At 69.1% G+C, this 24,129-nt stretch carries 22 protein-coding genes, 1 pseudogene and 1 riboswitch; of the genes and pseudogenes, 12 read left to right on the top strand and 11 right to left on the bottom strand.

From position 1 onward, the window contains the following. The first annotated feature begins 71 nt into the window (after positions 1 to 71). The 9 genes and pseudogenes from M8I34_RS27445 to M8I34_RS42025 form a co-directional block, all read left to right on the top strand. Positions 72 to 1,490, top strand: coding sequence for a DUF6177 family protein (locus M8I34_RS27445; RefSeq protein WP_250053657.1), 1,419 nt, complete (start codon positions 72 to 74; stop codon positions 1,488 to 1,490). A gap of 202 nt (positions 1,491 to 1,692) precedes the next feature. Continuing rightward, on the top strand, positions 1,693 to 2,025 hold the full coding sequence (locus M8I34_RS27440) for a hypothetical protein (protein ID WP_030080778.1): 333 nt from the start codon (positions 1,693 to 1,695) through the stop codon (positions 2,023 to 2,025). Between the two features lie 48 nt (positions 2,026 to 2,073). Beyond that, complete coding sequence (locus M8I34_RS27435; protein ID WP_093642528.1) at positions 2,074 to 2,385, top strand: pore-forming ESAT-6 family protein; 312 nt, start codon at positions 2,074 to 2,076, stop codon at positions 2,383 to 2,385. Positions 2,386 to 2,511: 126 nt separating this feature from the next. Next, positions 2,512 to 2,967, top strand: a complete 456-nt coding sequence (locus tag M8I34_RS27430; RefSeq protein ID WP_250053655.1) for a DUF6507 family protein — start codon at positions 2,512 to 2,514, stop codon at positions 2,965 to 2,967. Continuing rightward, complete coding sequence (locus M8I34_RS27425; RefSeq protein ID WP_250053653.1) at positions 2,964 to 5,540, top strand: hypothetical protein; 2,577 nt, start codon at positions 2,964 to 2,966, stop codon at positions 5,538 to 5,540. Before M8I34_RS27430 ends, M8I34_RS27425 begins: the two co-directional genes overlap by 4 nt. A gap of 21 nt (positions 5,541 to 5,561) precedes the next feature. Next, positions 5,562 to 6,194: a hypothetical protein gene (locus M8I34_RS27420; RefSeq protein ID WP_250053648.1), complete on the top strand. Its 633-nt coding sequence runs from the start codon at positions 5,562 to 5,564 to the stop codon at positions 6,192 to 6,194. A 164-nt stretch (positions 6,195 to 6,358) separates the two neighbouring features. Then, a complete protein-coding gene (locus tag M8I34_RS27415; RefSeq protein ID WP_250053651.1) occupies positions 6,359 to 7,714 on the top strand; it encodes a hypothetical protein in 1,356 nt (451 codons plus the stop codon). A 21-nt stretch (positions 7,715 to 7,735) separates the two neighbouring features. After that, positions 7,736 to 8,368 carry a hypothetical protein gene (locus M8I34_RS27410; protein ID WP_250053648.1) on the top strand — a complete coding sequence of 211 codons (633 nt, stop codon included), beginning with the start codon at positions 7,736 to 7,738 and terminating at the stop codon, positions 8,366 to 8,368. 473 nt (positions 8,369 to 8,841) lie between these two features. Beyond that, positions 8,842 to 9,261: pseudogene (locus tag M8I34_RS42025) on the top strand (tyrosine-type recombinase/integrase); the annotation flags it as partial. A gap of 73 nt (positions 9,262 to 9,334) precedes the next feature. Here M8I34_RS42025 and M8I34_RS27405 read toward each other — a convergent pair. Further along, complete coding sequence (locus M8I34_RS27405) at positions 9,335 to 10,750, bottom strand: peptidase C39 family protein (protein ID WP_250053646.1); 1,416 nt, start codon at positions 10,748 to 10,750, stop codon at positions 9,335 to 9,337. A 204-nt stretch (positions 10,751 to 10,954) separates the two neighbouring features. On the opposite strand from M8I34_RS27405, the gene M8I34_RS27400 reads away from it, so the two are divergent. Continuing rightward, positions 10,955 to 11,539 (top strand): uridine kinase, encoded by a 585-nt coding sequence (locus M8I34_RS27400; RefSeq protein ID WP_250053644.1) that lies wholly within the window; start codon positions 10,955 to 10,957, stop codon positions 11,537 to 11,539. A 475-nt stretch (positions 11,540 to 12,014) separates the two neighbouring features. Further along, positions 12,015 to 13,910 (top strand): AAA family ATPase, encoded by a 1,896-nt coding sequence (locus tag M8I34_RS27395; protein WP_244416023.1) that lies wholly within the window; start codon positions 12,015 to 12,017, stop codon positions 13,908 to 13,910. 201 nt (positions 13,911 to 14,111) lie between these two features. Here the strand turns inward: M8I34_RS27395 and M8I34_RS27390 are convergent, their stop codons facing one another. The 10 genes from M8I34_RS27390 to ribD form a co-directional block, all read right to left on the bottom strand. Further along, positions 14,112 to 15,239: a hemolysin family protein gene (locus tag M8I34_RS27390; protein WP_244416022.1), complete on the bottom strand. Its 1,128-nt coding sequence runs from the start codon at positions 15,237 to 15,239 to the stop codon at positions 14,112 to 14,114. After that, positions 15,236 to 16,609, bottom strand: coding sequence for a hemolysin family protein (locus M8I34_RS27385; RefSeq protein WP_250053642.1), 1,374 nt, complete (start codon positions 16,607 to 16,609; stop codon positions 15,236 to 15,238). The genes M8I34_RS27390 and M8I34_RS27385 overlap by 4 nt, the downstream gene beginning before the upstream one ends. A 174-nt stretch (positions 16,610 to 16,783) precedes the next feature. Beyond that, entirely contained in the window at positions 16,784 to 17,236 is a 453-nt protein-coding gene (locus M8I34_RS27380; protein ID WP_244416020.1) for a PH domain-containing protein, read from the bottom strand. A 58-nt stretch (positions 17,237 to 17,294) separates the two neighbouring features. After that, the gene (gene hisG, locus M8I34_RS27375) at positions 17,295 to 18,143 is read right to left on the bottom strand and encodes an ATP phosphoribosyltransferase (protein ID WP_030080817.1); all 849 of its coding nucleotides are present in this window, start codon (positions 18,141 to 18,143) and stop codon (positions 17,295 to 17,297) included. A 54-nt stretch (positions 18,144 to 18,197) separates the two neighbouring features. Then, complete coding sequence (locus M8I34_RS27370; protein ID WP_030080818.1) at positions 18,198 to 18,470, bottom strand: phosphoribosyl-ATP diphosphatase; 273 nt, start codon at positions 18,468 to 18,470, stop codon at positions 18,198 to 18,200. Positions 18,471 to 18,552: 82 nt separating this feature from the next. Continuing rightward, positions 18,553 to 19,038, bottom strand: a complete 486-nt coding sequence (gene ribH, locus M8I34_RS27365; RefSeq protein ID WP_086720683.1) for a 6,7-dimethyl-8-ribityllumazine synthase — start codon at positions 19,036 to 19,038, stop codon at positions 18,553 to 18,555. Positions 19,039 to 19,140: 102 nt separating this feature from the next. Next, on the bottom strand, positions 19,141 to 20,511 hold the full coding sequence (locus M8I34_RS27360; protein ID WP_250053639.1) for a bifunctional 3,4-dihydroxy-2-butanone-4-phosphate synthase/GTP cyclohydrolase II: 1,371 nt from the start codon (positions 20,509 to 20,511) through the stop codon (positions 19,141 to 19,143). After that, the gene (locus M8I34_RS27355) at positions 20,508 to 21,161 is read right to left on the bottom strand and encodes a nicotinamide mononucleotide transporter family protein (RefSeq protein ID WP_030987392.1); all 654 of its coding nucleotides are present in this window, start codon (positions 21,159 to 21,161) and stop codon (positions 20,508 to 20,510) included. Before M8I34_RS27355 ends, M8I34_RS27360 begins: the two co-directional genes overlap by 4 nt. Further along, positions 21,158 to 21,793 carry a riboflavin synthase gene (locus tag M8I34_RS27350; RefSeq protein WP_030987391.1) on the bottom strand — a complete coding sequence of 212 codons (636 nt, stop codon included), beginning with the start codon at positions 21,791 to 21,793 and terminating at the stop codon, positions 21,158 to 21,160. Before M8I34_RS27350 ends, M8I34_RS27355 begins: the two co-directional genes overlap by 4 nt. 1 nt (position 21,794) lies before the next feature. Then, positions 21,795 to 22,922 carry a bifunctional diaminohydroxyphosphoribosylaminopyrimidine deaminase/5-amino-6-(5-phosphoribosylamino)uracil reductase RibD gene (gene ribD / locus M8I34_RS27345; RefSeq protein WP_250053637.1) on the bottom strand — a complete coding sequence of 376 codons (1,128 nt, stop codon included), beginning with the start codon at positions 22,920 to 22,922 and terminating at the stop codon, positions 21,795 to 21,797. A gap of 150 nt (positions 22,923 to 23,072) precedes the next feature. Next, positions 23,073 to 23,203, bottom strand: a riboswitch (FMN riboswitch). Positions 23,204 to 23,377: 174 nt separating this feature from the next. Between ribD and M8I34_RS27340 the strand changes: the two genes are divergently transcribed. After that, the coding region (locus tag M8I34_RS27340) for an SDR family oxidoreductase (RefSeq protein ID WP_250053635.1) at positions 23,378 to 24,129 on the top strand (752 nt) is incomplete at its 3' end.

Genomic DNA, 24,129 nt, shown 5'->3' with positions numbered 1-24,129 from the left:
CTCCCGCCCACGCGGGCCACTACCCGTACGGCACCGCTGCCACAGACGACGAAGGACCGGACGAGAACAACATGACCAAGGATGTCATCGCCCTCACCCAACGCATGCCCGACCCGTCGGCCATGCTCGCGGGACTGCTCTCCGGAGGCCCGGACAAGCTAATGGACACGACAGGCGAGGGTGCCGTCGTGCGGCTCTGCGACGAGGAGGGACGCCCCCTCGTCTCCGTTGAAGCACCGCTGCTCGTCCAGGTCGAAGGCGAGGCCGAGCGACTGCTCGGAGCCACCCCGCCACCGGTGCCGTACTGGTGGACAGAGGCCCGCGCGACCACCGGTGTGGAAGAAGCCGAGCGGCTCGCGGGCACCTTCGCGGCCCGGCTGGCCGCTTTGGCCGACGGCTCGGCCTGGCCGCCTGAGGCCGCGCAGTCCCTGGCGGTGGTGAAGACCGACGGTGTGAGCGTTGCGCCCACGCCCGCCGCCGCGCAGCCCGCCGTCGACGTCCTTACCGACAAGGTCGCCGTCGTCATCCAGGACCGCCCGGTGGTTGCCATGACAGCCTGGCTCCAGGACGCATTCCAGTCCGCCGCCGGCGCAGAGCTGGGCCTCCAGGTCGTCACCCCGCCAGGAACCACGCTCTCCCCGGCCGTACGCGCCAGCCTGAGCAACTGGCCATCCCGCTGGGTCGTGCGCGACGAGCGGGACGGCTACTACGACGGACAGTCCGGAGCCGTCCTGCGCTGGCAGGACGGCATGTTCCAACCGGTAGCGGCAGCCGACGCGACCGCCGATGACCCACGCACCCCGGTAGCCGCCTCCTACCAGGAGGTCACGGACAGCGGCGAACAGCAGCTGGCCATTACCTTCCGCACGGTCCACCCCGCAGACGACCGTCTGGTCCTCGGCGGTGCGCTGGAGTCGATATGGCGCGAACTCACCGGCGAGCCCCCGGCGGGATGGGGAACCGCCGAGCCCGCCAACCTCCCCTGGTCGCCGCGCCAGATGACCGACCTCGCCTACGAGCGGGCGCCCGAGCCGACCTGGTTCGTGGTGGTCGGCAACCCTGACCGGCCGGCATTGGCCACGGTGCGCGTCAGCCGGACGAAGGCGGGTGTGGAGGAGTACGTCACGCTGATGTTCGGCTACGGCTCCGACGAGGAGCCGCCGGTGGACTCCCTTCCCAGGGCCGCGGAGCTGCTCGCCACCCGCCACCGCCTCCTGTCGATGCTCGTCCAGATCCGCAAAGCTCGCCGGGATCTGGCGGTGCCGCCCCGCTTCGAGGGGCCCGGTGTCCCAGTGGCCTTTGTGCTCGGCGCGGAGGAGGTCCGCCAGATGCCCGGCGACCGTGCCCGGAAGACGCCGCTGTCCAAGCCGCCTGTCTCCCTCGGTCCGAAGACCCGCCCTGCGATGTACTACCCGCTGCCCGGTGACCCGTTGGATCTGTCGGGCTGGCAGGACTTCGAACGCCTGATGCGGCATCTGAAAGGCGAGTGAGAGCGCCTGGCACAGGGGGGAACGTGCGCGTGGACCTCTCTGCCAAGCACCCTGCCGGCATGGGCAGGTGGGCGGGCTCCAGGCTGTTTTGAGCCGTTGTCAGACCTTGGGCATAGCATCGGGATTGCGGATTGCACCAATGACTTCGCAATTGATAGGCATGACCGTACATACGATCGTCAAGTCTGGCGGGGGGAGCCTGATGAAGTTCGACATGGGGGCGCAGACGCTCTCGACCCTGAGGTCGAAGTCGCAGGGGTCGAGCACGGAGCTGGGGACGTTGATCCGTCAGCTCGTGCAAGCAGCACAGCCGTTGGAAGGCAAGTTCAACGGGTCGGGCAAGGCGGCGTTCGACTCGTTCAAGTCGCACTCGGACGAGATCGCGGCGGAGTTGAACAGTGCGCTGGCCGCGATTGTGGGCGGACAGTCGGGCATGGAGACGGCCTTCGGCTCGGGCGACCAGGAGCAGGCCGACAACGCCCGGTCGCAGATGTCGGCGGCGAACTTCGACGCGGCCCGCTTCTCGGGCCGCTGACAGCCCGATTGCGGCTCAAGTACTCAGATCTCAGGGGGAGTGATTGTGATGGCTGCTGGCATGGACCGTCGTTCGTACGACTCGGGTGCGTCCGCGGAGGCGCAAGGCAACATCCAGGCGGTGATCGCGCGCCTGGAGCAGGTGATCGCGGCGCGTGACGCGCAGGTGAAGGCGGCGATGTCGGATTTCGCCGCGGATGGTGTCGCGGAGGAGTACCACGGCAAGGAACTGCGCTGGAACCGCGCCTCGCAGGAGGTCAGGAGCATCATCCAGCTGCTGAAGACGACGCTGGAGAAGAACGACGGCACCGCGCACCAGACGCTCGCACGCGCGAAGGCCGCGGTCGACAACATCGGCTGATCCGGCCTCAGCGCATCGACAGATAAGTCAATCCTTCGGAGTGCGCGGACGGATTGCCGGCCGTGGGGGACGGCGCCGCGCGGGTCGCGGCGCCGGTGCAAGAAATGTGTACGCAGGGGGGCGTTCATGGCGTCATGGGACATTCAGCCGCAGGGAGTGCAGGGCCAGTTGAAGGTCGTCGGCACACATGCCGAAGATCTGGGGAAAGCCCTCAGCACACTGCTCTCTGACATACAGGAGGCGGCTCAGGCAGCGGGTACGGCCGTGCCGGGCACGCAGGCCCGAACGCCGCTATCGCCCGGGCCGTGGGCGCCGAGGAACAAGCCGTTGGGACCGGCGGCCACCTCCCTGTTCACGCAGACGGCGACGGGGCCGGTCGCCGCGGCCCTGTCCGAGTACGTGACGAAACGCAAGCCGCACATGAAGGCAATGGCCGATCGCTGCCAGGCCGCCGTCCTGGGGGCTGCCAAAGCCACCAATGAATACGTCCAAGGCGATCTGGAGGCGGCCAAGAACGCACAGAACGCCGCCCACGGGGTGCGTCTGGACGCTCTCAAGGACTTCGGGGGGAAGAAGAAGTGAGCGGCGGACCGGTCGACCCGGCCGATATACCGGTCTTCACCGGTGATCTGGACGTTCTGGAAGCCAAGACGAAGGCACTGTCCCACGGCGGCTCCAAGGTCCAAACCGCCGGCTCGGACGTCCACAAGTCCTTCGGCGGTCTGGCTGCCTTCTACAAGGCGCCCGAGGCGGAGCAACTGTTCGGCGTCACCAAGCCGGTGGAGCGCACGGCACACGACCTGAGTGACGACATGCATGTCATCGCCGGGGCTCTGGGCACCTACGCCCGTGAGATCAGGCCACTGATCCACCGGCTGGAGCAGCTCAAGCAGGAGGCCGCCGATTTCCGCGACAACGAGGCCGCCGAAGACGACTGGAGCGAGGACGGCGACCTGACCGACGAGAACCTCAATCGCCGCAACAAGATCGCCGAGGTCTGGGCCGCGTTCCAGGAAGCCGAACGCGACTGCCACGCCAAGATCGTCGCGCTGGTAGGCGGCAAGGCGCTCCACACGATCGACGCCTCCCACAAGAAGGGATACGGCTACGACGCCGAAGCCCTCAAGGCATCCAGGAGCCTGCCCTGGGGCGATGCGGTCGAGGAGTCCGTTCCCTGGTGGCAGGTGTGGGAGCACGCCTACGACTTCGGCAAGGGCTTCATCGTCGACGGCGTGTGGGGCACCATCGACGGCATTTACACCCTGTTCGGCGGGCACGGCGGGGACGCCGCCGGCGAGGCGTGGCTCGGTCTGGCCAAGCTCTCCACCGCTGTGGCGATCACCACCACGCCCGGTTTGAACGTCGCCTACTGGATGGCGCCGGGGAAGATGCTCCCCTCCTGGCTGCGCGACTCGCGTACCGCGGTGCTGGATACCGGCAAGGCTCTTGTGGCCTGGGACCAGTGGGAATCGAACGGCTCCCGTGCCGCCGGCGCAGTCACCTTCAATATCGTGACCGCCGTCTTCACGCGCGGTGGCGGTGCCGCCGTGCAGGGCGCGGGCAAGGCTGGCGCGCTGGCCAAGGGGCTGTCCGTCGTCAGCAAGGTGGGCAGCGCCGTCGACCCGATGACCTACGTCATCAAGGGCGCAGGCGCGGGCCTGTCAAAGGTCGGCGACGTGATCGCTCACCTCAAGGGCCTCGGCCACGTCGAGACCCCGAAGATCTCCGAGGGCGCCTACAGCCTGCCCGAGGGAGCCACCAAGATGCCGGACGGCACGATCCAGCTGCCCGACGGCGCCGCCATTCCGGAAGGGGCGACCAAACTCCCGGGCGGCAGAATCGAGCTGCCCGAAGGCACGGTAACCCTCCCCGCGCACACGGTGAAGGACCCCTTCACGGGGAACTACACGGACGCCGCCGGCCACCTCTACAGCAAGGACGACGGCAGCCTCCTCCAAGACGCCAAGGACGCCCCCCAGGGCAACCCCGCCCAACCCGCCACGGGCGCGGACAACCCACGAATCGAGACCCCGGCCCACCAGGAACAGCGGGTCCCGGCCGGCGTCGGCGGACGGCGCGACGACTTCACACGCGTCGGCTCGGAAGCCTCCGACCCGGCCCGCACCGGCGACCACGGCGCCCCGGACGGCAGCGCGGGCAGCCATATGCCCACGAACAACGTGGACAACGGGGCAGGCGGACCAGGCCGCACCAGCGACCACGCCCCCACGACCGGCGGCAGCCACACGGAGACGCCGTCCACGGGCGGCGGCCGCGACGTGTCTGGCGGCTCCACGACCGACAATGCGATCCCGGGCGGCACAACGGCCGACAACGCCATACCCGGCTCCGTCCACCCAGAGACCCCGGGCGCGGGCGGCCTCGACGATCTTGGCGACAGCGCCGACGACGCGACCCATACGGGCGACAGCCTAGAAACCGGTGCACACAGCGACGCGGCCAGCATTGTGCCGGACGTCGATCCGAGCAGGTACGGCCGGGTGCCCAACGAGGTCGCGCAGACACACACGGGGCCGCTAAGGCCGGAGCAGGAAGCCGACCTTCTCGCAGAGCTCAGCCACGCAAAGCTGGATCAGGGAGATCGGGCACTTGTCGTGCGTAGTCTCAGCAAGGACCCCTACGGGGCAGGCGTTGCTGAACTCATCAACCGCGGGCATCTTCGCGGGGTGGAGAATTACGATGGGATTCTAAAGATGTGCAAGAAGGGGCCCAGTCGGAGTGATCCCCTCAGCAGCATGGTTCCAGCCGCTTACATGGCTCTTACTCATGCGACCGAACTACAGAGTCGAGGGTTTACGCGTCTTGGATTTGAGTTCGGAGATCCTACGACACCGTGGGACCTGGATGTCTACACCCGAAATGCCAACGGGGGGATCGATTACGGGTACCAGCTCAAAAATGTATCTAGCGCCAAGAAGGTGCTGAAGAATGCAGAGAGTTCAGCTGGCCAGTTGGACTATGAGTTTATGCGGCAAGGCGTTGCCATCCTCGATGTTCATCATTCAATATCGACCTTGAAACCTCGGGTTTTTGGAGCTATGGAGGAGCTAGCAGAGGAATCCGGAGTTACATTCCTCCTGCGCTTCGAGGATGGAGCGATTAAGATTCCGACTGATGGCTCCATCTACCCGTAAGGGGAAAGAATGTCAACTCTAATGCGCGCCCCGAAGGAATGCGGATCATGGTTCTGGGACCTCGGAGAGGTAATTCCTCCAGGACTTCAATCCGCCTTGCGTGTTGCTGCCAGGATGGCCGAAGTGCTAAATCGATTCGACCTGCTTAATCCGGTCAGCCTGGAGTGCAAATGGTACGTACGTGGATCTGGCTTCACCGGCATCATGAGTAGGGTGTCCGTCTTCACTCCACTGGATGATCCTTCCTTGCCTGATAAGGTACTCGGAAGCCAGCCCGCCTCCTTCCCAGACTCGAAATTCAATAGTTTGCAGATTGTTGGTTCTGGAACATGGTTTGATGCTGAAGGTAAGGCACGCAAGGAGCCGCGATTGGTGGACCTATCCGTGACAACTGGCTCCTATGGACCGACAGCCACCCTCTCCGTCCACCATGACATCTGGGGGTCGTTCGACTTTTTTGGCCGTCCTCACCATGAAGTGCAGACCAGGAATGCGCCGCGGCTTGCGGACGCGTTGAGGGGACTCAATAATACGCTCGGTGTCGCACCAGAACTCGGTGAGCCAACTTACTTCGGGGTCGCTACCGAATTCGGCATCGCGGCGCCAGATGCCGACGAAGACGGATTGGGCCCAAATCTGACGGACAAGCTCTGAATAAGGAATGAGGAGCTGACGATTGGACGTCACCAAGGAGACGCTTCCGTGACCGTGCGTATCGTCAGGCATAGCCTGCCAACAACGGATCGCACAACAGCCGAGCAGACATAGGTGAGGGAATTCGGCGGTCTTGAGGAGTCGGCAGACTTGATCGACTCCAAGTGGCAGCACGGCCGTCAAGGCGCTACACGCGCGGCAGAATCAAGCTGCCCGAAGGCACGGTAACCCTCCCCGCGCACACGGTGAAGGACCCCTTCACGGGGAACTACACGGACGCCGCCGGCCACCTCTACAGCAAGGACGACGGCAGCCTCCTCCAAGACGCCAAGGACGCCCCCCAGGGCAACCCCGCCCAACCCGCCACGGGCGCGGACAACCCACGAATCGAGACCCCGGCCCACCAGGAACAGCGGGTCCCGGCCGGCGTCGGCGGACGGCGCGACGACTTCACACGCGTCGGCTCGGAAGCCTCCGACCCGGCCCGCACCGGCGACCACGGCGCCCCGGACGGCAGCGCGGGCAGCCATATGCCCACGAACAACGTGGACAACGGGGCAGGCGGACCAGGCCGCACCAGCGACCACGCCCCCACGACCGGCGGCAGCCACACGGAGACGCCGTCCACGGGCGGCGGCCGCGACGTGTCTGGCGGCTCCACGACCGACAATGCGATCCCGGGCGGCACAACGGCCGACAACGCCATACCCGGCTCCGTCCACCCAGAGACCCCGGGCGCGGGCGGCCTCGACGATCTTGGCGACAGCGCCGACGACGCGACCCATACGGGCGACAGCCTAGAAACCGGTGCACACAGCGACGCGGCCAGCATTGTGCCGGACGTCGATCCGAGCAGGTACGGCCGGGTGCCCAACGAGGTCGCGCAGACACACACGGGGCCGCTAAGGCCGGAGCAGGAAGCCGACCTTCTCGCAGAGCTCAGCCACGCAAAGCTGGATCAGGGAGATCGGGCACTTGTCGTGCGTAGTCTCAGCAAGGACCCCTACGGGGCAGGCGTTGCTGAACTCATCAACCGCGGGCATCTTCGCGGGGTGGAGAATTACGATGGGATTCTAAAGATGTGCAAGAAGGGGCCCAGTCGGAGTGATCCCCTCAGCAGCATGGTTCCAGCCGCTTACATGGCTCTTACTCATGCGACCGAACTACAGAGTCGAGGGTTTACGCGTCTTGGATTTGAGTTCGGAGATCCTACGACACCGTGGGACCTGGATGTCTACACCCGAAATGCCAACGGGGGGATCGATTACGGGTACCAGCTCAAAAATGTATCTAGCGCCAAGAAGGTGCTGAAGAATGCAGAGAGTTCAGCTGGCCAGTTGGACTATGAGTTTATGCGGCAAGGCGTTGCCATCCTCGATGTTCATCATTCAATATCGACCTTGAAACCTCGGGTTTTTGGAGCTATGGAGGAGCTAGCAGAGGAATCCGGAGTTACATTCCTCCTGCGCTTCGAGGATGGAGCGATTAAGATTCCGACTGATGGCTCCATCTACCCGTAAGGGGAAAGAATGTCAACTCTAATGCGCGCCCCGAAGGAATGCGGATCATGGTTCTGGGACCTCGGAGAGGTAATTCCTCCAGGACTTCAATCCGCCTTGCGTGTTGCTGCCAGGATGGCCGAAGTGCTAAATCGATTCGACCTGCTTAATCCGGTCAGCCTGGAGTGCAAATGGTACGTACGTGGATCTGGCTTCACCGGCATCATGAGTAGGGTGTCCGTCTTCACTCCACTGGATGATCCTTCCTTGCCTGATAAGGTACTCGGAAGCCAGCCCGCCTCCTTCCCAGACTCGAAATTCAATAGTTTGCAGATTGTTGGTTCTGGAACATGGTTTGATGCTGAAGGTAAGGCACGCAAGGAGCCGCGATTGGTGGACCTATCCGTGACAACTGGCTCCTATGGACCGACAGCCACCCTCTCCGTCCACCATGACATCTGGGGGTCGTTCGACTTTTTTGGCCGTCCTCACCATGAAGTGCAGACCAGGAATGCGCCGCGGCTTGCGGACGCGTTGAGGGGACTCAATAATACGCTCGGTGTCGCACCAGAACTCGGTGAGCCAACTTACTTCGGGGTCGCTACCGAATTCGGCATCGCGGCGCCAGATGCCGACGAAGACGGATTGGGCCCAAATCTGACGGACAAGCTCTGAATAAGGAATGAGGAGCTGACGATTGGACGTCACCAAGGAGACGCTTCCGTGACCGTGCGTATCGTCAGGCATAGCCTGCCAACAACGGATCGCACAACAGCCGAGCAGACATAGGTGAGGGAATTCGGCGGTCTTGAGGAGTCGGCAGACTTGATCGACTCCAAGTGGCAGCACGGCCGTCAAGGCGCTACACGCGCGGCAGAATCAAGCTGCCCGAAGGCACGGTAACCCTCCCCGCGCACACGGTGAAGGACCCCTTCACGGGGAACTACACGGACGCCGCCGGCCACCTCTACAGCAAGGACGACGGCAGCCTCCTCCAAGACGCCAAGGACGCCCCCCAGGGCAACCCCGCCCAACCCGCCACGGGCGCGGACAACCCACGAATCGAGACCCCGGCCCACCAGGAACAGCGGGTCCCGGCCGGCGTCGGCGGACGGGGTGGGGTCCGCTTGGAGCCGGCAGTATGGCTCATGGCCAGTTGCGGATTGCGCATCGGCGAGTCACTGGGAGTTTTCCCGGAGGGCATCCTCGACGGCACCTTGCGTTGCCGACGACAAGTTGTTCGCATCAAGGATGCGTCGGGTAAATATGTTGCTCTCTACGCTCCCCTGAAGCACCGGAAAGAGGGCGAGTGGCGCAATATACCTGGGCCCATCACCCTGGCACCGCTCATTGAGCGACTCCCCATACGTAATCAGGCCGGGGGAATGATCTACCCGGACCTCTTTCGTAAGTCCTGGGATCGTGCCCTCAAACGCCTCGGGCTTCCCGATTACAACCCTCACGACCTCCGACACAAATGGGCCACCGTAACCCTGAGCAACGGCGTGCCCATCCACGAGGTGTCGCGTTGGATGGGCCACAGCTCTATCAAGATCACGGTGGACCGGTACGGCCACCTCCCCCTCGGCGGCAGTGACCGCTGCCGTCAGGGCATCGAGGCCACCATCAGGGCACCCCTGCTCAGCGGATTCCCAGCTCCGCCAGAACCCGGCGCTGAGTTGGTGCCGGCTTGGCCGGGAAGTAGAGGTAGCAGACGCCGCCGCTGCCGCCGACGACCTTGCCTTCGGCGTTCTTCCGCTTCGTCCGCAGCCAGATGTTCTCGAACTGCCGGCGCTTGTAGACGTGCCGGACCGCGGCGTTGTCGGGCGAGGCCGGGTCGTTCGCGATGACGTCGCCGTCCTTGGTGAAGCCGATGACGGTCATCAGGTGGCCCGCGGTGCCGTAGCCCGCGCCGTCGAGTTCGGGCTTCAGGAAGGACTGGGACGTGATGACCGGGATGCCTGCGTGGATGAGGCGTTCGGCGTCCGTGAGGGAGGACAGGCGGGTGACGATGCCCTGGAGGTCCCGGTAGGTGGCGGCATAGGCGGCGTTGAAGGGCCAGTTGCCGCAGCCTTCGTACTGGTAGTCGAAGGTGTAGCGGGCGGCGTGGCAGACCTGGGGGTCGGCGTAGTCGGGGTTGACCCAGGACAGCTGCTGCTGGGTGGGCCTGCGGCCCCAGTGTTCGATGATCATCTGGGAGGAGGTGGGGCTGCACCATGCCTCGCCGCCGTTGTCGTACTCCGGGTACTGGCCCTTGTGGATCTCCTGCGAGTAGCGGGGGACGACCAGCTCACGGCCGACGAGACCGGGCGCGGACGCCGGCACCTCGAAGCGGTCGGGGACGTCCGAACCCATGGCGCCCAGCCGCCAGACGGTGGGGGTGAGGGTGCCACCGGGCTTGCGGTAGAGGGTGACGCGGAGCTCGTAGGAGGTCAGGCGGAGGCCGCTCGCCGGGGTGTCGATGGCGAAGGTGTCCGTGGAGATGCTGCTCTTGCCGTCCTTCTGGCCGTCGACGGAGGTACGCCGGATGTCGGCGTCGCTGTCGCCGGCGGTCCAGCGGCCCATGACGTACCAGGGGGTGCGGCCGCCATCGGTGTAGGTGCCGCGCAGTTCGACGGCGATCCAGGTGCCGGACGGAGTGTGCGCGTTCCACGAGGCGATGACCTCGGTGGCGGGGACCCTGAGACGGTGGGCCGGAGAGGTCCAGGTCGCGTACTCCCAGGTGGCGGTCTTGCCGGTGTGCGGATCCTTGTAGTCGGAGGTGCCGGCCGGGTGCGCCAGGCGGATGCCGGGCCGGGCGCCGTGTGCGACGGCGGTGCCCTTGGCGTGGCCCTTGGTCCAGTCGGATGCGGTGGTCCAGGCGTGATAGTCCACGAGGCTCTTCGGTCGGCGCGCGGCGGCGTCGGGAGTGGTGGCGGTGGCCGGGGTGGTACCGGTGGCCGGGGCCGCGGCGGGTCTGCGGGAGGTGCCGGCGGCCTGCGCGGAGGGGGCGGCGACACCCGCCGCGGCGGCGAGGGCGGCGGCCAGGACGGTGCGCCGGGGCGCGGAGCTGGTCATGATGGAGGTCCCCCAGTCGGATGCGTACGAGTGGGTGCGGAGGGTCGGGCCGGGCCCCGAGCGGGCACGGGCGGGTCGGCAGTGGCTCAACTATTCCGGTTCCGGGCCTGCTTCGGAAGGCGCTGCGGCGCGCGTCGCCGCACGAATATTGGTGTGGACCACTGGCGGGCGCGGCGGTGTGGGACCCCCGCGTACGCTGGCGCAATGGATCGCGATCTGGCTCCGCTCGCCGCCCGGCTGCGCGCCCTGCCGCCCTCCTGTGGGCCGGTGCGGCTGATCGCGGTGGACGGGCACGCGGGGTCGGGCAAGAGCACGTTCGCCGGTCGGCTGGCCGATGCGCTGGGCGGTGCGCCGGTGGTGCACACCGACGACCTCGCCACCCATGAGGAACTGTTCGCCTGGAGCGAGCGGTTCGCCGCCCAGGTGCTGGGTCCGCTGTCCCGGGGCGAGACGGCGCGGTACGGCGTCTACGACTGGGTGCGCGGCGAGTTCACCGAGGAGCGTGCGCTGGCGCCCGCGCCGCTGGTGCTGGTCGAAGGTGTGGGCGCGGGGCGGCGGGCGCTGCGGCCCTCGCTGGCGTGCCTGCTGTGGATGGAACTGGCGAGCGAGCACTCCTGGGAAAGAGGACAACTCCGGGACGGACCGGGGCTCTCCGCCTTCTGGAGTGGCTGGATTCCGGCGGAGCGCGCGCACTTCAAGGCGGACCCTTCGCGTCCGTATGCCGATTTCCTGGTGCACCAGGAACAGAAGGGGTACGAGGTGCTCGTGGGACCTTCCGCGGCGCCGTGACGGGGCCCGCATTTCACGCTCTGTGACGGACAGCGGCCGAGTGGTCGAACGGCGCCGACAGGGTCCCGCCGAGTGCCCCAACTCGGCTTGACCTGGGGGCCGTACAGGACTTACGTTCTCAATGTGCGGTTCTACGGACCGCCCGCAGATGCGAAGCCCCCGGTTGTTCCCCCGTGATCGGGGGCTTCGTTCTGTGCTAAATCACCTCTTGCCGCCGCTCGGCGCCGCCTCTCCCTCACCCTGGGTCACCGCATTCTTCGCGCCGCCGCGCCGCACCCCGTCTTCCGCTCTTGCCCCGTACCGCCCTCTACGGCCTGCGCCGATACCGCGGGTACGATGCGAGTCTGTGCCACCGCAGGCCAGGACCGATATGCGCGCGGAGCCGGTCAACTCCCGCCCGCCGTACGCCGGTTCACGAGGCCGCGGCCGGCACGCGCCCGGCGGTACTCGGGGGGACGTTTTGTGGGGGGACGGGATGGATGTCGGCACTCAGGGTTCGCCCGCCCCGGCCGAGCTCGCCTGGCTGCGCGCGGTGGACGCCTACACCGTGGGCGCCTATCCGCAGGCGGAGGAGGAGTTCCGGGCCGCGGTGCGACTCGACCCGTCGATGGCCGACGCCTGGCTCGGTCTGCACGCACTGCGCGCCGACACCTCCATAGCGCTGCTGCGGATGCACCGCCACCGCGACCGTTTCGGTGAGATGCGCGCCCGCCACCGACGCACCCTCAACTCCTGGTACTGGCTGGGCTGGTGGGTGCAGCCGGTGCTGGAGACCGGCCGCGATCTGCTGCTCGCCCACGCCTCCCACTGGCTCGACGGCCGTCATGTCGCCGAGCTGGACCAGGCGCTGGCCGGCTGCCCACCGGTCGACACCGACCCCCAGGTGCGCTTTCTGCACGCCTGCCGCGCCTATCTCGTCAAGGACTGGGACCAGCTCGTACGGCACACCGAGCCGCTGCTCGCCGATCCGGTACTGGGCATCGAGGCCGGGCTGTTCGGCGGTATGGCGCGGGTGCGGCTGGAGATGTACGGGCAGGCCGAGCCGCTGCTGTCGGCCGCGTTGATGCGCTGCCGCAGCGAGCAGCCGCAGCGCAAGGAGCTGCGCTACTGGCTCGCCCGCGCCCATGAGGGCACCGGCCGCAGCGCCGCGGCACTCCCCCTCTACCGCGCGGTGCACCGCGTCGACCCGGCCTTCATGGACACCGCGGCACGGCTCGCCGCCATCGCGGAGGGAGACGGCCTGGACGAGGGCGCCGACCTCGCGACGGTCTCCGCGTCCGGCTTCGGCCAGGAGGCCGGCGGCGATCTGGCCCCGCTCGATCCGGTCGACGGACGTGAGCTGCTGGTGACCGGCGAGGCGGACGGGCCCGACGACGAGGTGGGCCCCGCCCCGGCCGGGAGCGATGCCGCGGCCCGGGTCAAGGCGACGGCGCCGGTGCCGCGTGGCGCCGAGCGGCTGCCCGCCGGGCCCGCCGATCCGGTGCTGCTGGAGAAGGCCCTGGCGGAGCTGGAGCGAATGGTCGGCATGGAGCCGGTCAAACGGCAGGTGCGCGCGCTGTCGGCCCAGCTGCGGATGGCGCGGCTGCGGGCGAGCCAGGGCCTGCCGGTCCAGCCGCCGAAACGACACTTCGTCTTCTCCGGCCCGTCCGGCACGGGCAAGACGACCGTGGCCCGGATACTGGGGCGAGTCTTCTACGCCCTGGGGCTCCTCGGCGGCGATCATCTCGTGGAGGCCCAACGGTCCGATCTGGTCGGCGAGTTCCTGGGCCAGACCGCCGTCAAGGCCAATGAGCTGATCGACTCGGCGCTGGGCGGGGTGCTGTTCGTCGACGAGGCGTACAGCCTGTCCAACTCCGGCTACAGCAAGGGCGACGCGTACGGCGACGAGGCACTTCAGGTGCTGCTCAAGCGCGCCGAGGACAACCGCGACCGCCTCGTCGTCATCCTGGCCGGCTACCCCGAGGGCATGGACCGGCTGCTGGCCACCAACCCCGGCCTGTCGTCCCGCTTCACCAGCCGCGTCGACTTCCCCAGCTACCGGCCGCTGGAGCTGACCGCGATCGGCGAGGTACTGGCTGCCGAGAACGGCGACTGCTGGGACGAGGAGTCCCGCGACGAGCTGTGCAGCATCAGCGGCCATGTCGTCGACCAGGGCTGGATCGACGAGCTGGGCAACGGCCGCTTTCTGCGCACCCTCTACGAGAAGAGCTGCGCCTACCGCGATCTGCGGCTGTCCACCTGGCACGGCACCCCCACCCGCGACGACCTCGCCACCCTCCGGCTGCCCGACCTGATGCAGGCCTACGGCGAAGTCCTCTCGGGCCGCGGCCCGGACGTCCAGGGGCCGCCGCCCAAGGGGCTGGATCTCTAGGGCGGGTCTTGCGGATCACCCCGGGCCCGGCTGATCCCCAAGACACCGCCCCGGCCTGGCCAGCGGAGTCCCGTCGCCCCCGGCAGGCGTGCAGTTCACGAACGTGGCTGACACCGCACCCGGCCTACCGCACTCGGCCTACCGCCTCCGGCCCGTCCGCTACGGCGGCGGAAAGCCCGGACCGGATCCACTCCGCCCGCCTCAGCGCGCCATGGCCGGATCCTCGGCCGGCAGTGTTGCCTCCTCACGGGGCTCGCTGACCCGGTCGCTCGCGCCTCTGCGGTCGCGGGCGGCGGGGGCCCGGCGGTGGGCCGGGTCGCGGACCTCGCCGACCAGCATCTCCAGGACGTCCTCCAGTGCGACCAGGCCGAGTACCCGGCCGGTCGCGTCGGCGACCGCCGCCAAATGGGAGGCGGCCCGGCGCATCGCCGTGAGGGCGTCGTCCAGGGGTAGTTCGGCGCGCAGGGTCGTCATCGGGTGCCAGATGCGCTGGGGCACCGCGCGGTCGCGTTCCTCCAGGTCGAGGACGTCCTTGACGTGGAGATAGCCCATGTACGCGCCGCCGGGGGCACACACCGGGAAGCGGGAGTATCCGGTCCGTACGGTCAGCTCCTCCACCTGGCGGGGGGTCACGGTCGGTTCGACGGTGACCAGTCCCGCCCGGTCGAGGAGGACGTCCGTGACGGGCCGGCTGCCCAGTTCCAGGACGTCGGAGAGCTGTTCCTGTTCGGCCGGGTCGAGCAGGCCCGCCTGGCCCGAGTCCTCGACGAGATGGGTCAGCTGCTCACTGGTGAAGACCGCCTCCACCTCGTCCTTCGGCTCCACGCCGAAGAGCCGCAGCACCCCGCGGGCGCAGGCGCCGAGCAGCGCGGTCACCGGGCGGCACAGCCGGGCGAAGGCGACGAGGCCGGGGCTGAACCACAGGGCGGTCTTCTCGGGCGCCGCCATCGCCAGGTTCTTCGGAACCATCTCGCCGATGACGAGGTGGAGGAAGACCACCACCGCCAGGGCGATGACATAGCCCAGCGGGTGGACGAGCGCCGCGGGGAGACGGACGGCCTCGAAGACCGGCTCCAGGAGGTGCGCGACGGTCGGCTCGGCGACCGCGCCGAGCGTGAGGGAGCAGACGGTGATGCCGAACTGGGCGGCGGCCATCATCTGCGGGAGGTTTTCCAGCCCGTGCAGCACCTGCCGGGCCCGGGTGGAGCCTTCGGTCGCCAGTGGTTCGATCTGGCTGCGGCGTACGGAGACCAGGGCGAACTCGGCGCCGACGAAGAAGCCGTTGGCGAGCACGAGCAGCACCGCGAAGAGCAGCTGGGCCAGTGTCATCGGGCCACCTCCGCGCCCACCACGACGGGCTCACGGGGCGCCTCGGGGACCGCGGGCGCCATGACGGTGGCGGTCCGTACGAGCCTTATCCGCTCGGCGCGGTGGTGCGACACCAGCCGCACCCGCAGCCGCCAGCCGTCGAGTTCCGCGATGTCGCCGGGGGCCGGGATCCGGCCGAGTATGTGTGCCACCAGTCCTGCCACCGTCTCGTACGGTCCTTCCGGGGCGTCCAGGCCGATCCGCCGCAGGGTGTCCACCCGGCAGCCGCCGTCGGCGTCCCAGGCGGGGCGGCCCTCCTCGGGCGGGGCCTGGCCGAGTTCTGGCAGGTCCACGCCGTCGTGCTCGTCGCGGACCTCGCCGACGAGCTCCTCGATGATGTCCTCCAGGGTGACCACACCGGCCGTGCCGCCGTACTCGTCGACGACCACCGCTATCGGCTGTTCCCTGCGCAGCCGCTCCAGCAGCGGCTGCACGGGCAGGGTCTCGGGCACCAGCAGCGGCGGCACCGCGATCCGTGCCGCCGGGATGCGCAGCCGGTCGTGCGCCGGGACGGCCAGCGCGTCCTTGAGGTGCACCATGCCGACGATCTCGTCGAGGCGGGTGTGGTAGACGGGGAAACGGGAGAGTCCGGTGGCGCGGGTCAGGTTGACCACGTCCTCGGCGGTCGCGGACGCCTGGAGGGCGCTCACCCGTACGCGCGGCGTCATGACGTTCTCCGCGGTCAGGTCGCCCAGCGAGAGGGTGCGGACGAACAGGTCCGCGGTGTCCTGCTCCAGGGCGCCCGCGCGGGCGGAGTGCCGGGCGAGCGAGACCAGTTCGCCGGGGGTACGGGCGGAGGCCAGCTCGTCGGTCGGCTCCACGCCCAGGGCACGCACCAGACGGTTGGCGACGGTGTTCAGCAGGGTGATCACCGGGCGGAAGAACCGGGAGAAGGCCCGCTGGGGGCCGGCGACGACACGGGCGACGGGCAGTGGCTTGGAGACCGCCCAGTTCTTCGGCACCAGCTCCCCGACGACCATCTGGACCGCGGAGGCCAGCAGCATGCCGAGGACGACGGCGGTGCCGGGGACCGCACCCGCGGGCAGGCCGGTGGCGGCCAGCGGGCCGGACAGCAGCTCGGCCAGCGCGGGCTCGGCGAGCATACCGACCACCAACGAGGTGATCGTGATGCCCAGTTGGGTGCCGGACAGCTGGAAGGAGAGTTCCCGCAGGGCGGAGACGACGGTGGGGGCGCGGCGGTCGCCGTCGGCGGCGGCCCGTTCGGCATCCGCCTTCTCGACGGTGACGAGTCCGAACTCGGCGGCGACGAAGAAACCGTTGGCCAGGATCAGGACGAGAGCCGCAGCGAGCAGCAGCAGGGGGCCGGTCATGCCGCCGCCTCCGTGGTATGCGGGGGTTGGGGAGGGGCGGCGCAGGTACTACAGGACGATCCGTCCATTGCCGGAGGGAGTCACTCCTCGGGTCGTGGTGGGCCCACTGAGGGGCAGGGCGCAGGGTGCGCCCCGGAGAACAGAGTAAACAGCGGGAGCCTGATTAGGGCAGGCTCAACCGGCCGTGTGGTCGACAGCACCGTGCTTCTCGGTGAGGTCGCGCAGCGCGCGGGCGTCCCGGATGGCCTGGTCCTTGGCAATACCGGGCTGGATGCCCATCGCGGGCAGGCTGGTGCCGTCGGCGAGGTCGAGATGGACCCAGGGGTCGCCTTCGCGGAGGTTGACGCGCAGCACCTGGGCCCAGGCCAGTTCGCGCCTGGTGGTGAGGTTGATCACCGTGACGCCCTCCTGCCGCGCCACCACCCTGGGGCGGCTGAGCAGCAGGAGGACGGCGAGCACCAGCAGTCCGGTGACGATGAAGCTCAGCCGCTCGCCGCCGCTCAGCTTCGGCAGCAGCAGCGCGATCGCGGTGAGGGCGGCGAGCTGGGCGATGCCGACGGTGTACAGGACGACCCGGGTGCGGGTCGGCCGGAAGGTCACCGGGAGGCTGGGCAGGGGCGCGGACACGTCGTGGGTCTTCCGTCGGGGGGTGAAGCGGTGGGTACGGGTGGTCAGCGGCCGCCGGTCACAGCCGGCAGGCGTGGATACCGGTGGTCAGGATCGCGCGGGCGCCGAGGTCGTAGAGCTCGTCCATGATGCGCTGGGCGTCCTTGGACGGGACCATCGAGCGGACCGCGACCCAGCCCTCGTGGTGCAGCGGGGAGACGGTCGGCGACTCCAGGCCCGGAGTGAGGCCGACGGCCTTCTCGACGTGCTCGACCCGGATGTCGTAATCCATCATCACGTACCGGCGGGCCACCAGGACGCCCTGCATACGGCGCAGGAACTGGCGCACCTTCGGGTCGTCGTCCGGCGCGCCGGTGCCGCGGATGACCACGGCCTCGGACTTCAGGATCGGCTCGCCGATGATCTCCAGCCCGGCGTTGCGCAGGGTGGTGCCGGTCTCCACGACATCCGCGATGATCTCGGCGACGCCGAGCTGGATGGCGGTCTCCACGGCGCCGTCGAGGTGGACGACGGAGGCGTCCACGCCGTTGTCGGCGAGGTGCTGCCGGACCAGGCCGGAGAACGAGGTGGCGATCGTCATGCCGCCGAACTCGGTGACGTCCTTGGCGGTACCCGGGCGGGTGGCGTAGCGGAACGTCGAGCCGGCGAAGCCGAGCTGGAGGATCTCCTCGGCCGGCGAGCCGGAGTCCAGCAGCAGGTCACGGCCGGTGATGCCGATGTCGAGCTTGCCGGAGCCGACGTAGACCGCGATGTCGCGCGGCCGCAGGAAGAAGAACTCGACCTCGTTCTCGGCGTCGACCAGGACCAGTTCCCTGCGGTCCTTGCGCTGGCGGTACCCGGCCTCATGGAGCATCGCCGACGCAGGCTCGGACAGTGAACCCTTGTTGGGGACAGCGATGCGCAGCATGAGAGCGATTTCCTTTGCAGCTAAGGGGTGTTGCGGTGGGTGCAGGGGGGTGGATCAGAGGTGGGCGTAGACGTCGTCGAGCGAGATGCCCTTGGCGACCATCATGACCTGGAGGTGGTAGAGGAGCTGGGAGATCTCCTCGGCGGCGGCCTCGTCGGACTCGTACTCGGCGGCCATCCACACCTCGGCGGCCTCCTCGACGACCTTCTTGCCGATCGTATGGACACCGGCCTGCACCAGCTCGGCGGTACGGGAGGTGGCGGGGTCGCCCGTGGCGGCCTTCTTCTGGAGCTCGGAGAAGAGCTCCTCGAACGTCTTCTTGGACATGATGGTGACTACCCTACGCGGAGATGAGGCCGCGGCGCGCAGCGCCTCGGCCGAAGCGAGCCGACGGGTGAGGGGCGGGCCGTCAGCGCCAGGGCTCGGACACCGTGCGCAGGGTCGCGGCGGTGGCGACCGCGGCGGTGACCGCTTCGTGGCCCTTGTCCTCGGTGGATCCTTCGAGGCCGGCCCGGTCGAGCGCCTGCTGCTCGGTGTCGCAGGTCAGCACGCCGAAGCCGACCGGTACGCCGGTGTCCACCGACACCTGGGTCAGGCCCTGGGTGACGCCCTGGCAGACGTAGTCGAAGTGCGGGGTGCCGCCCTTGATGACCACGCCGAGGGCGACCACCGCGTCATAGCCGCGGCCGGCCAGCACCTTGGCGACGACCGGGAGCTCGAAGGCGCCGGGCACCCGCAGCAGGGTGGGCTCGTCGATGCCGAGCTCGGTCAGGGCGCGCAGCGCGCCGTCCACGAGGCCGTTCATCACCTGCTCGTGCCATTGCGCCGCGATGACGGCCACCCGCAGGTCGCCGCAGTTCTTCACGGTCAGTTCGGGTGCGCCCTTGCCGCTCATGGTTCTCCTCTTACGGGTGATGGTGCCGGTCTTACGGGTGGTGGCGTGGTGCCGGGTGGTGGTGGTGACTCGGTGCCGTGGTGGTGATGTGGCGCCGGGTGGCTACTGGTTGTCGCAGGTGGTGGCGGCAGGGGGCGCGGTGTCGGCCGCTCCGGTGGCGGGGGCCTCCCCCGCTCGTACCGAGGGGGGAACGGTGCCCGCAGCGGGGTCCAGCCAGGGCAGGTCGTGTCCCATCCGGTCCCGCTTGGTGCGCAGATACCGCAGATTGTGTTCACCGGCCTTGACGGGCATCGGCTCGCGGCCGCTGACCCGCAGGCCGTGCCGCACCAGGGCGGTGGTCTTCTCGGGGTTGTTGGTCATCAGGCGCAGCGAGCGCACGCCGAGGTCCCGGAGCATCTGCGCGCCGGCGGCGTAGTCGCGGGAATCGGCGGGCAGGCCCAGTTCGAGGTTGGCGTCGAGGGTGTCGCGGCCGCGCTCCTGGAGTTCGTACGCGCGCAGCTTGGACAGCAGCCCGATGCCGCGGCCCTCGTGACCGCGGAGGTAGATCACCACGCCCCGGCCGGCTTCGCTGATCTGCTTCAGCGAGGCCTCCAGCTGGGGGCCGCAGTCGCAGCGCAGCGAGTGGAAGATATCGCCGGTCAGGCACTCGGAGTGCACCCTGACCAGGACGTCCTCGCCGTCGCCGAGCTCGCCGGCGACCAGCGCGATGTGCTCGACGCCGTCGACGGTGGAGCGGTAGCCGTACGCGGTGAATTCGCCGTGTGCGGTGGGCAGGCGGGTCTCGGCCTCGCGGCGGACGGTGGGCTCGGACGACTGCCGGTAGGCGATCAGGTCCTCGATGGAGATGATGGACAGTCCGTGCTTGCGGGCGAACGGCACCAGCTCCGGCAGCCGCAGCATCGTGCCGTCCTCGCCCGCGATCTCCACGATGGCGGCGGCCGGGCGCAGTCCGGCCAGCCGGGCGAGGTCGACACCGGCCTCGGTGTGGCCGTTGCGGACCAGCACCCCGCCGGGCCGGGCGCGCAGCGGGAAGATGTGGCCGGGCCGGACGAAGTCGCCGGCGGCCGATTCCCCGGAGGCGAGCAGCCGCAGGGTGGTGGCACGGTCGGCCGCGGAGATACCGGTGCTGACGCCGTGCGCCGCGGTGGCGTCGACGGAGACGGTGAAGGCGGTCCGCATCGACTCGGTGTTGTGCTCGACCATCTGCGGGAGTTCCAGCCGGTCCAGCTCCGGGCCCTCCATGGGGGCGCAGATCAGTCCGCGGCACTCGCTCATCATGAAGGCGACGATCTCGGGGGTGGCCTTCTCCGCGGCGAGAACGAGGTCGCCCTCGTTCTCGCGGTTCTCGTCGTCCACGACGACGACGGGACGGCCCGCGGCGATATCGGCGATGGCCTGCTCGACGGGATCGAGCGCCAGGGAACCCGTCTCGTCGGCGTTCTCGGTGTCGTACCAGCTCTTGAGGGCGGTCATGCCGCTGCTCCTTCCAGGACGGTGCGGTCGGCGGCGCGCGAGCGCAGCCACCAGTCGCGCATGCCCCACACGACGAGGGCGAGATAGACGACGTAGACGAGGCCGGAGAAGACCAGCCCGCTGCTGAAGGCGAGCGGGACGCCGACGACGTCGACCAGCAGCCAGGCGAACCAGAACTCGACCAGACCACGGGCCTGGGCGACCATCGCGGCGAGCGTGCCGACGAAGATGTAGGCGTCCGGCCAGGGGTTCCAGGACAGCTGCGGGATCAGGGTGAACAGGGTGCCGACGGCCGCGGTGCCCAGGGCGGTGCCGCCCAGCAGCAGCATCCGCTCGCGCCGGCCGGCGAAGCGTACGGCGATGGAGCCGTCCTGCGCCTGCTGCCGGCCGCGCTGCCACTGCCGCCAGCCCCACAACGCCACGCCGATGACGAGGAGTTGCTTGCCGACGCCGCCGCTGAGGTGGGCGGAGGCGTAGGCGGCGACGAGGATCACGCCGGAGAGGAACTGGGCGGGCCAGGTCCAGATGGAGCGCCGCCAGCCGAGCGCCAGGGCGGCCAGACCGATGGTGTTGCCGATCATGTCCGACCAGATGACGTGCTGCCCGAAGGCCGTGAAGGCCTGGCCGTTCAGCGTATCGAGGACGCTCACCGTTCCATCTCCTTGATTTCCTCCAGGTCCTGGAGATCGGCGGAGCCCCGGCCGAGCAGCCGCTCGACGTACTTGGCGAGGACGTCGACCTCAAGGTTGACGGGGTCGCCGGCCTTCTTGATGCCCAGGGTGGTCAGGTCGAGGGTGGTGGGGATGAGGCTGATGGTGAAGTAGTCGTCCCCGGCGTCGACCACGGTCAGGCTGACGCCGTCGACGGTGATCGAGCCCTTCTCGACGACATAGCGGGACAGCGCGGCCGGCAGCGCGACCTTGACGATCTCCCAGTGCTCACCGGGGATGCGCTCGACGATGGTCCCCGTGCCGTCGACATGGCCCTGGACGAGGTGTCCGCCCAGCCGCCCGCCGAGCGCCATCGGGCGCTCCAGGTTGACCCGCGAGCCGGCGGCCAGCGCACCGAGGCTGGAGCGGTTCAGGGTCTCGGCCATCACATCGGCGGTGAATTCACCGTCGGCGGTGTCCACGACCGTCAGACAGACGCCGTTGACGGCGATCGAGTCACCGTGCTTGGCGTCCTCGGTGACGACGGGGCCGCGCAGCCGGAAGCGGGAGGAGTCACCGAGGTTCTCGACGGCGACGACCTCACCCAGTTCTTCGACGATTCCGGTGAACACTTCAGTTCTCCTCGTGGAGGGCGTGGCGGATGGGGGTGGCGGTGATGCGCAGGTCGGGTCCGAGCCGTGCGGTGTCGGTCACGTCGAGCCGCAACGCCTGGGCGATGGTGGTGATTCCGGCGTCGCCGACGGCGGCCGGTCCGGCGCCGAGCAGCACCGGGGCGAGATAGCCGACGACCTTGTCGACGGCCTGGGCGGCGAGGAAGGCCCCGGCGAGCGTGGGACCGCCTTCGAGCAGGACCGAGCGCACCTCGCGCTCGTACAGGGCCTGGAGCAGTGCGGGGATGTGCAGCCCGCGGCCGTCGGCGGCCCGCGGCAGCCGGACGATCGGGGCGAGGCCTTCGAGGTGGGCTGCGTCGGCGTCCTCGGCGACCGCGATCAGTGTGGGCGCGGAGCCGTCCAGGACGCGGGCGCCGGCCTTGACGGCGGTGGCGCCGGAGTCGACGACGACCCGCAGCGGCTGGCTGATCTCGTCGTCGGCCAGTCCGCTGATCCGGGCGCCGAGCTGCGGGTCGTCGGCGCGGGCGGTGCCGGAGCCGACGATGACGGCGTCCGCGGCGGCCCGCAGCCGGTGCACATCGGCACGCGACTGCGGCGAGCTGATCCAGCGGCTGGTGCCGTCGGCGGCGGCGATCCGGCCGTCGAGGGTGGCGGCGTACTTCCACAGGACGAAGGGGCGGCGGCGCAGGACCGAGGTCAGCCAGGCCTCGTTGCCGGCGGCGGCCTCGTCGGCGAGCAGTCCGCCCTCGACGTCGATCCCGGCGTCGGCCAGGGTGACGGCGCCGCCGGTGGCGGCCGGGTTGGGGTCGGAGACGGCGTAGACGACGCGGACGATCCCGGCGTCGATCAGCGCCTGGGCGCAGGGGCCCGTGCGGCCGGTGTGGTTGCAGGGTTCGAGGGTGACCAGTGCGGTGCCGCCCCGGGCCCGCTCGCCCGCGTCGCGCAGGGCATGGACCTCGGCGTGCGGCCCGCCGGCCCGCTGATGCCAGCCCTCGCCCACCGTGCGGCCCGCGGAGTCCAGGACGACACAGCCGACCACGGGGTTGGGGCTGGTGTGCCCGAGGCCGCGCGCGGCGAGCTCAATGGCTCGGCGCATCGCCGCGGTCTCTACGGGGGCTGCGGTGGCCACCGGGTCCTCCTGCCTCTCAGGGCACGGACTCCGGGGCTGTCTGGACGACAGAAAGCGGAACAACACCACGGGAACACCGCGACCGGAAAGGAGGACCCGCCCGGAAAAAACCGGACGCGCCGCCGACGGCGGTGTACCGAAGCTGGCCCGCCGCGCACTGCCTCCCATCCGGACTTTCACCGTCGGTGCAGGAATTTCACCTGCTCAACCGGCCGCTGGCTGCGGACGGGTCGCGGACTGTTACCGCCGGTTCGGAATTACACCGACCCCGGAGTGCGCTGCTGCTTCTTATGTCAGTACAGCTTCAGTCTGCCACGCCCGGTAGTCGCCCATGCGGGCGAAGCGCTGTGGGCTGCCTCACAGCACCCCCGGCGCGCCGCCTGTCACAGCGGGCGCGCGTCATTCGTCATAGCGGGAAGGAACCCGCTCCTCACCCTCTCAAGGACTGATCCGCGATGGCGACAATTCTGGTGACCGGCGGCACGGGCACACTCGGGCGGCCCCTCGTCGACCGGCTGCTCGACGACGGCCATGACGTCCGTTCGCTCAGCCGGCGGCCGCACACCGGCATGACGCGCCCACAGCCGCGGTCGTACGCGGTCGATCTGCGCGACGGCACGGGCCTGGCCGAGGCGGTGGCGGGCGTGGACGTGATCGTGCACTGTGCCTCGACACCGGCCGGCGGTGACACGGAGGCGGCCGGGCAGCTCGTGGAGGCGGCGAAGGCGGCGGGCATCCCGCACCTGGTGTACATCTCGATCGTCGGCGTGGACCGGGTCCCGATCGGCTACTACCGCACCAAGCTCGCGGTGGAGCGCCTGATCGAGGACTCCGGTATCGGCTGGACGGTGCTGCGGACGACGCAGTTCCACGATCTGGTGCTCGACGTGATCAAGGCGGGTGCCCGGTCGCCGGTGCTCCCGCTGCCGACGGGCGTACGGGTGCAGCCGGTCGAGGTACGCGAAGTCGCCGCCCGGCTGGCCGAGTTGGCGGCCGGGGAGCCGGCCGGGCGGGTCACGGACCTGGGCGGCCCCGAGGTGCTGGACGCCCGCGACCTCGTACGGGCCACGCTGGAGGCGGGCGGGCGGCGTCGGCTGGTACTGCCGCTGTGGCTGCCGGGTGCCGCGGCCGCGGCACTGCGCCGCGGCGGAAACCTCACTCCGGAACACGCCGACGGCCGCCGGACCTACGCCGAGTTCCTCGCGGA

The organism is Streptomyces sp. MCA2 (assembly GCF_023544705.1).
Lineage (GTDB): Bacteria > Actinomycetota > Actinomycetes > Streptomycetales > Streptomycetaceae > Streptomyces > Streptomyces decoyicus.
Note: the sequence above shows the minus strand (reverse complement) of the source record. Positions and strands in the feature narration are given on the sequence as shown.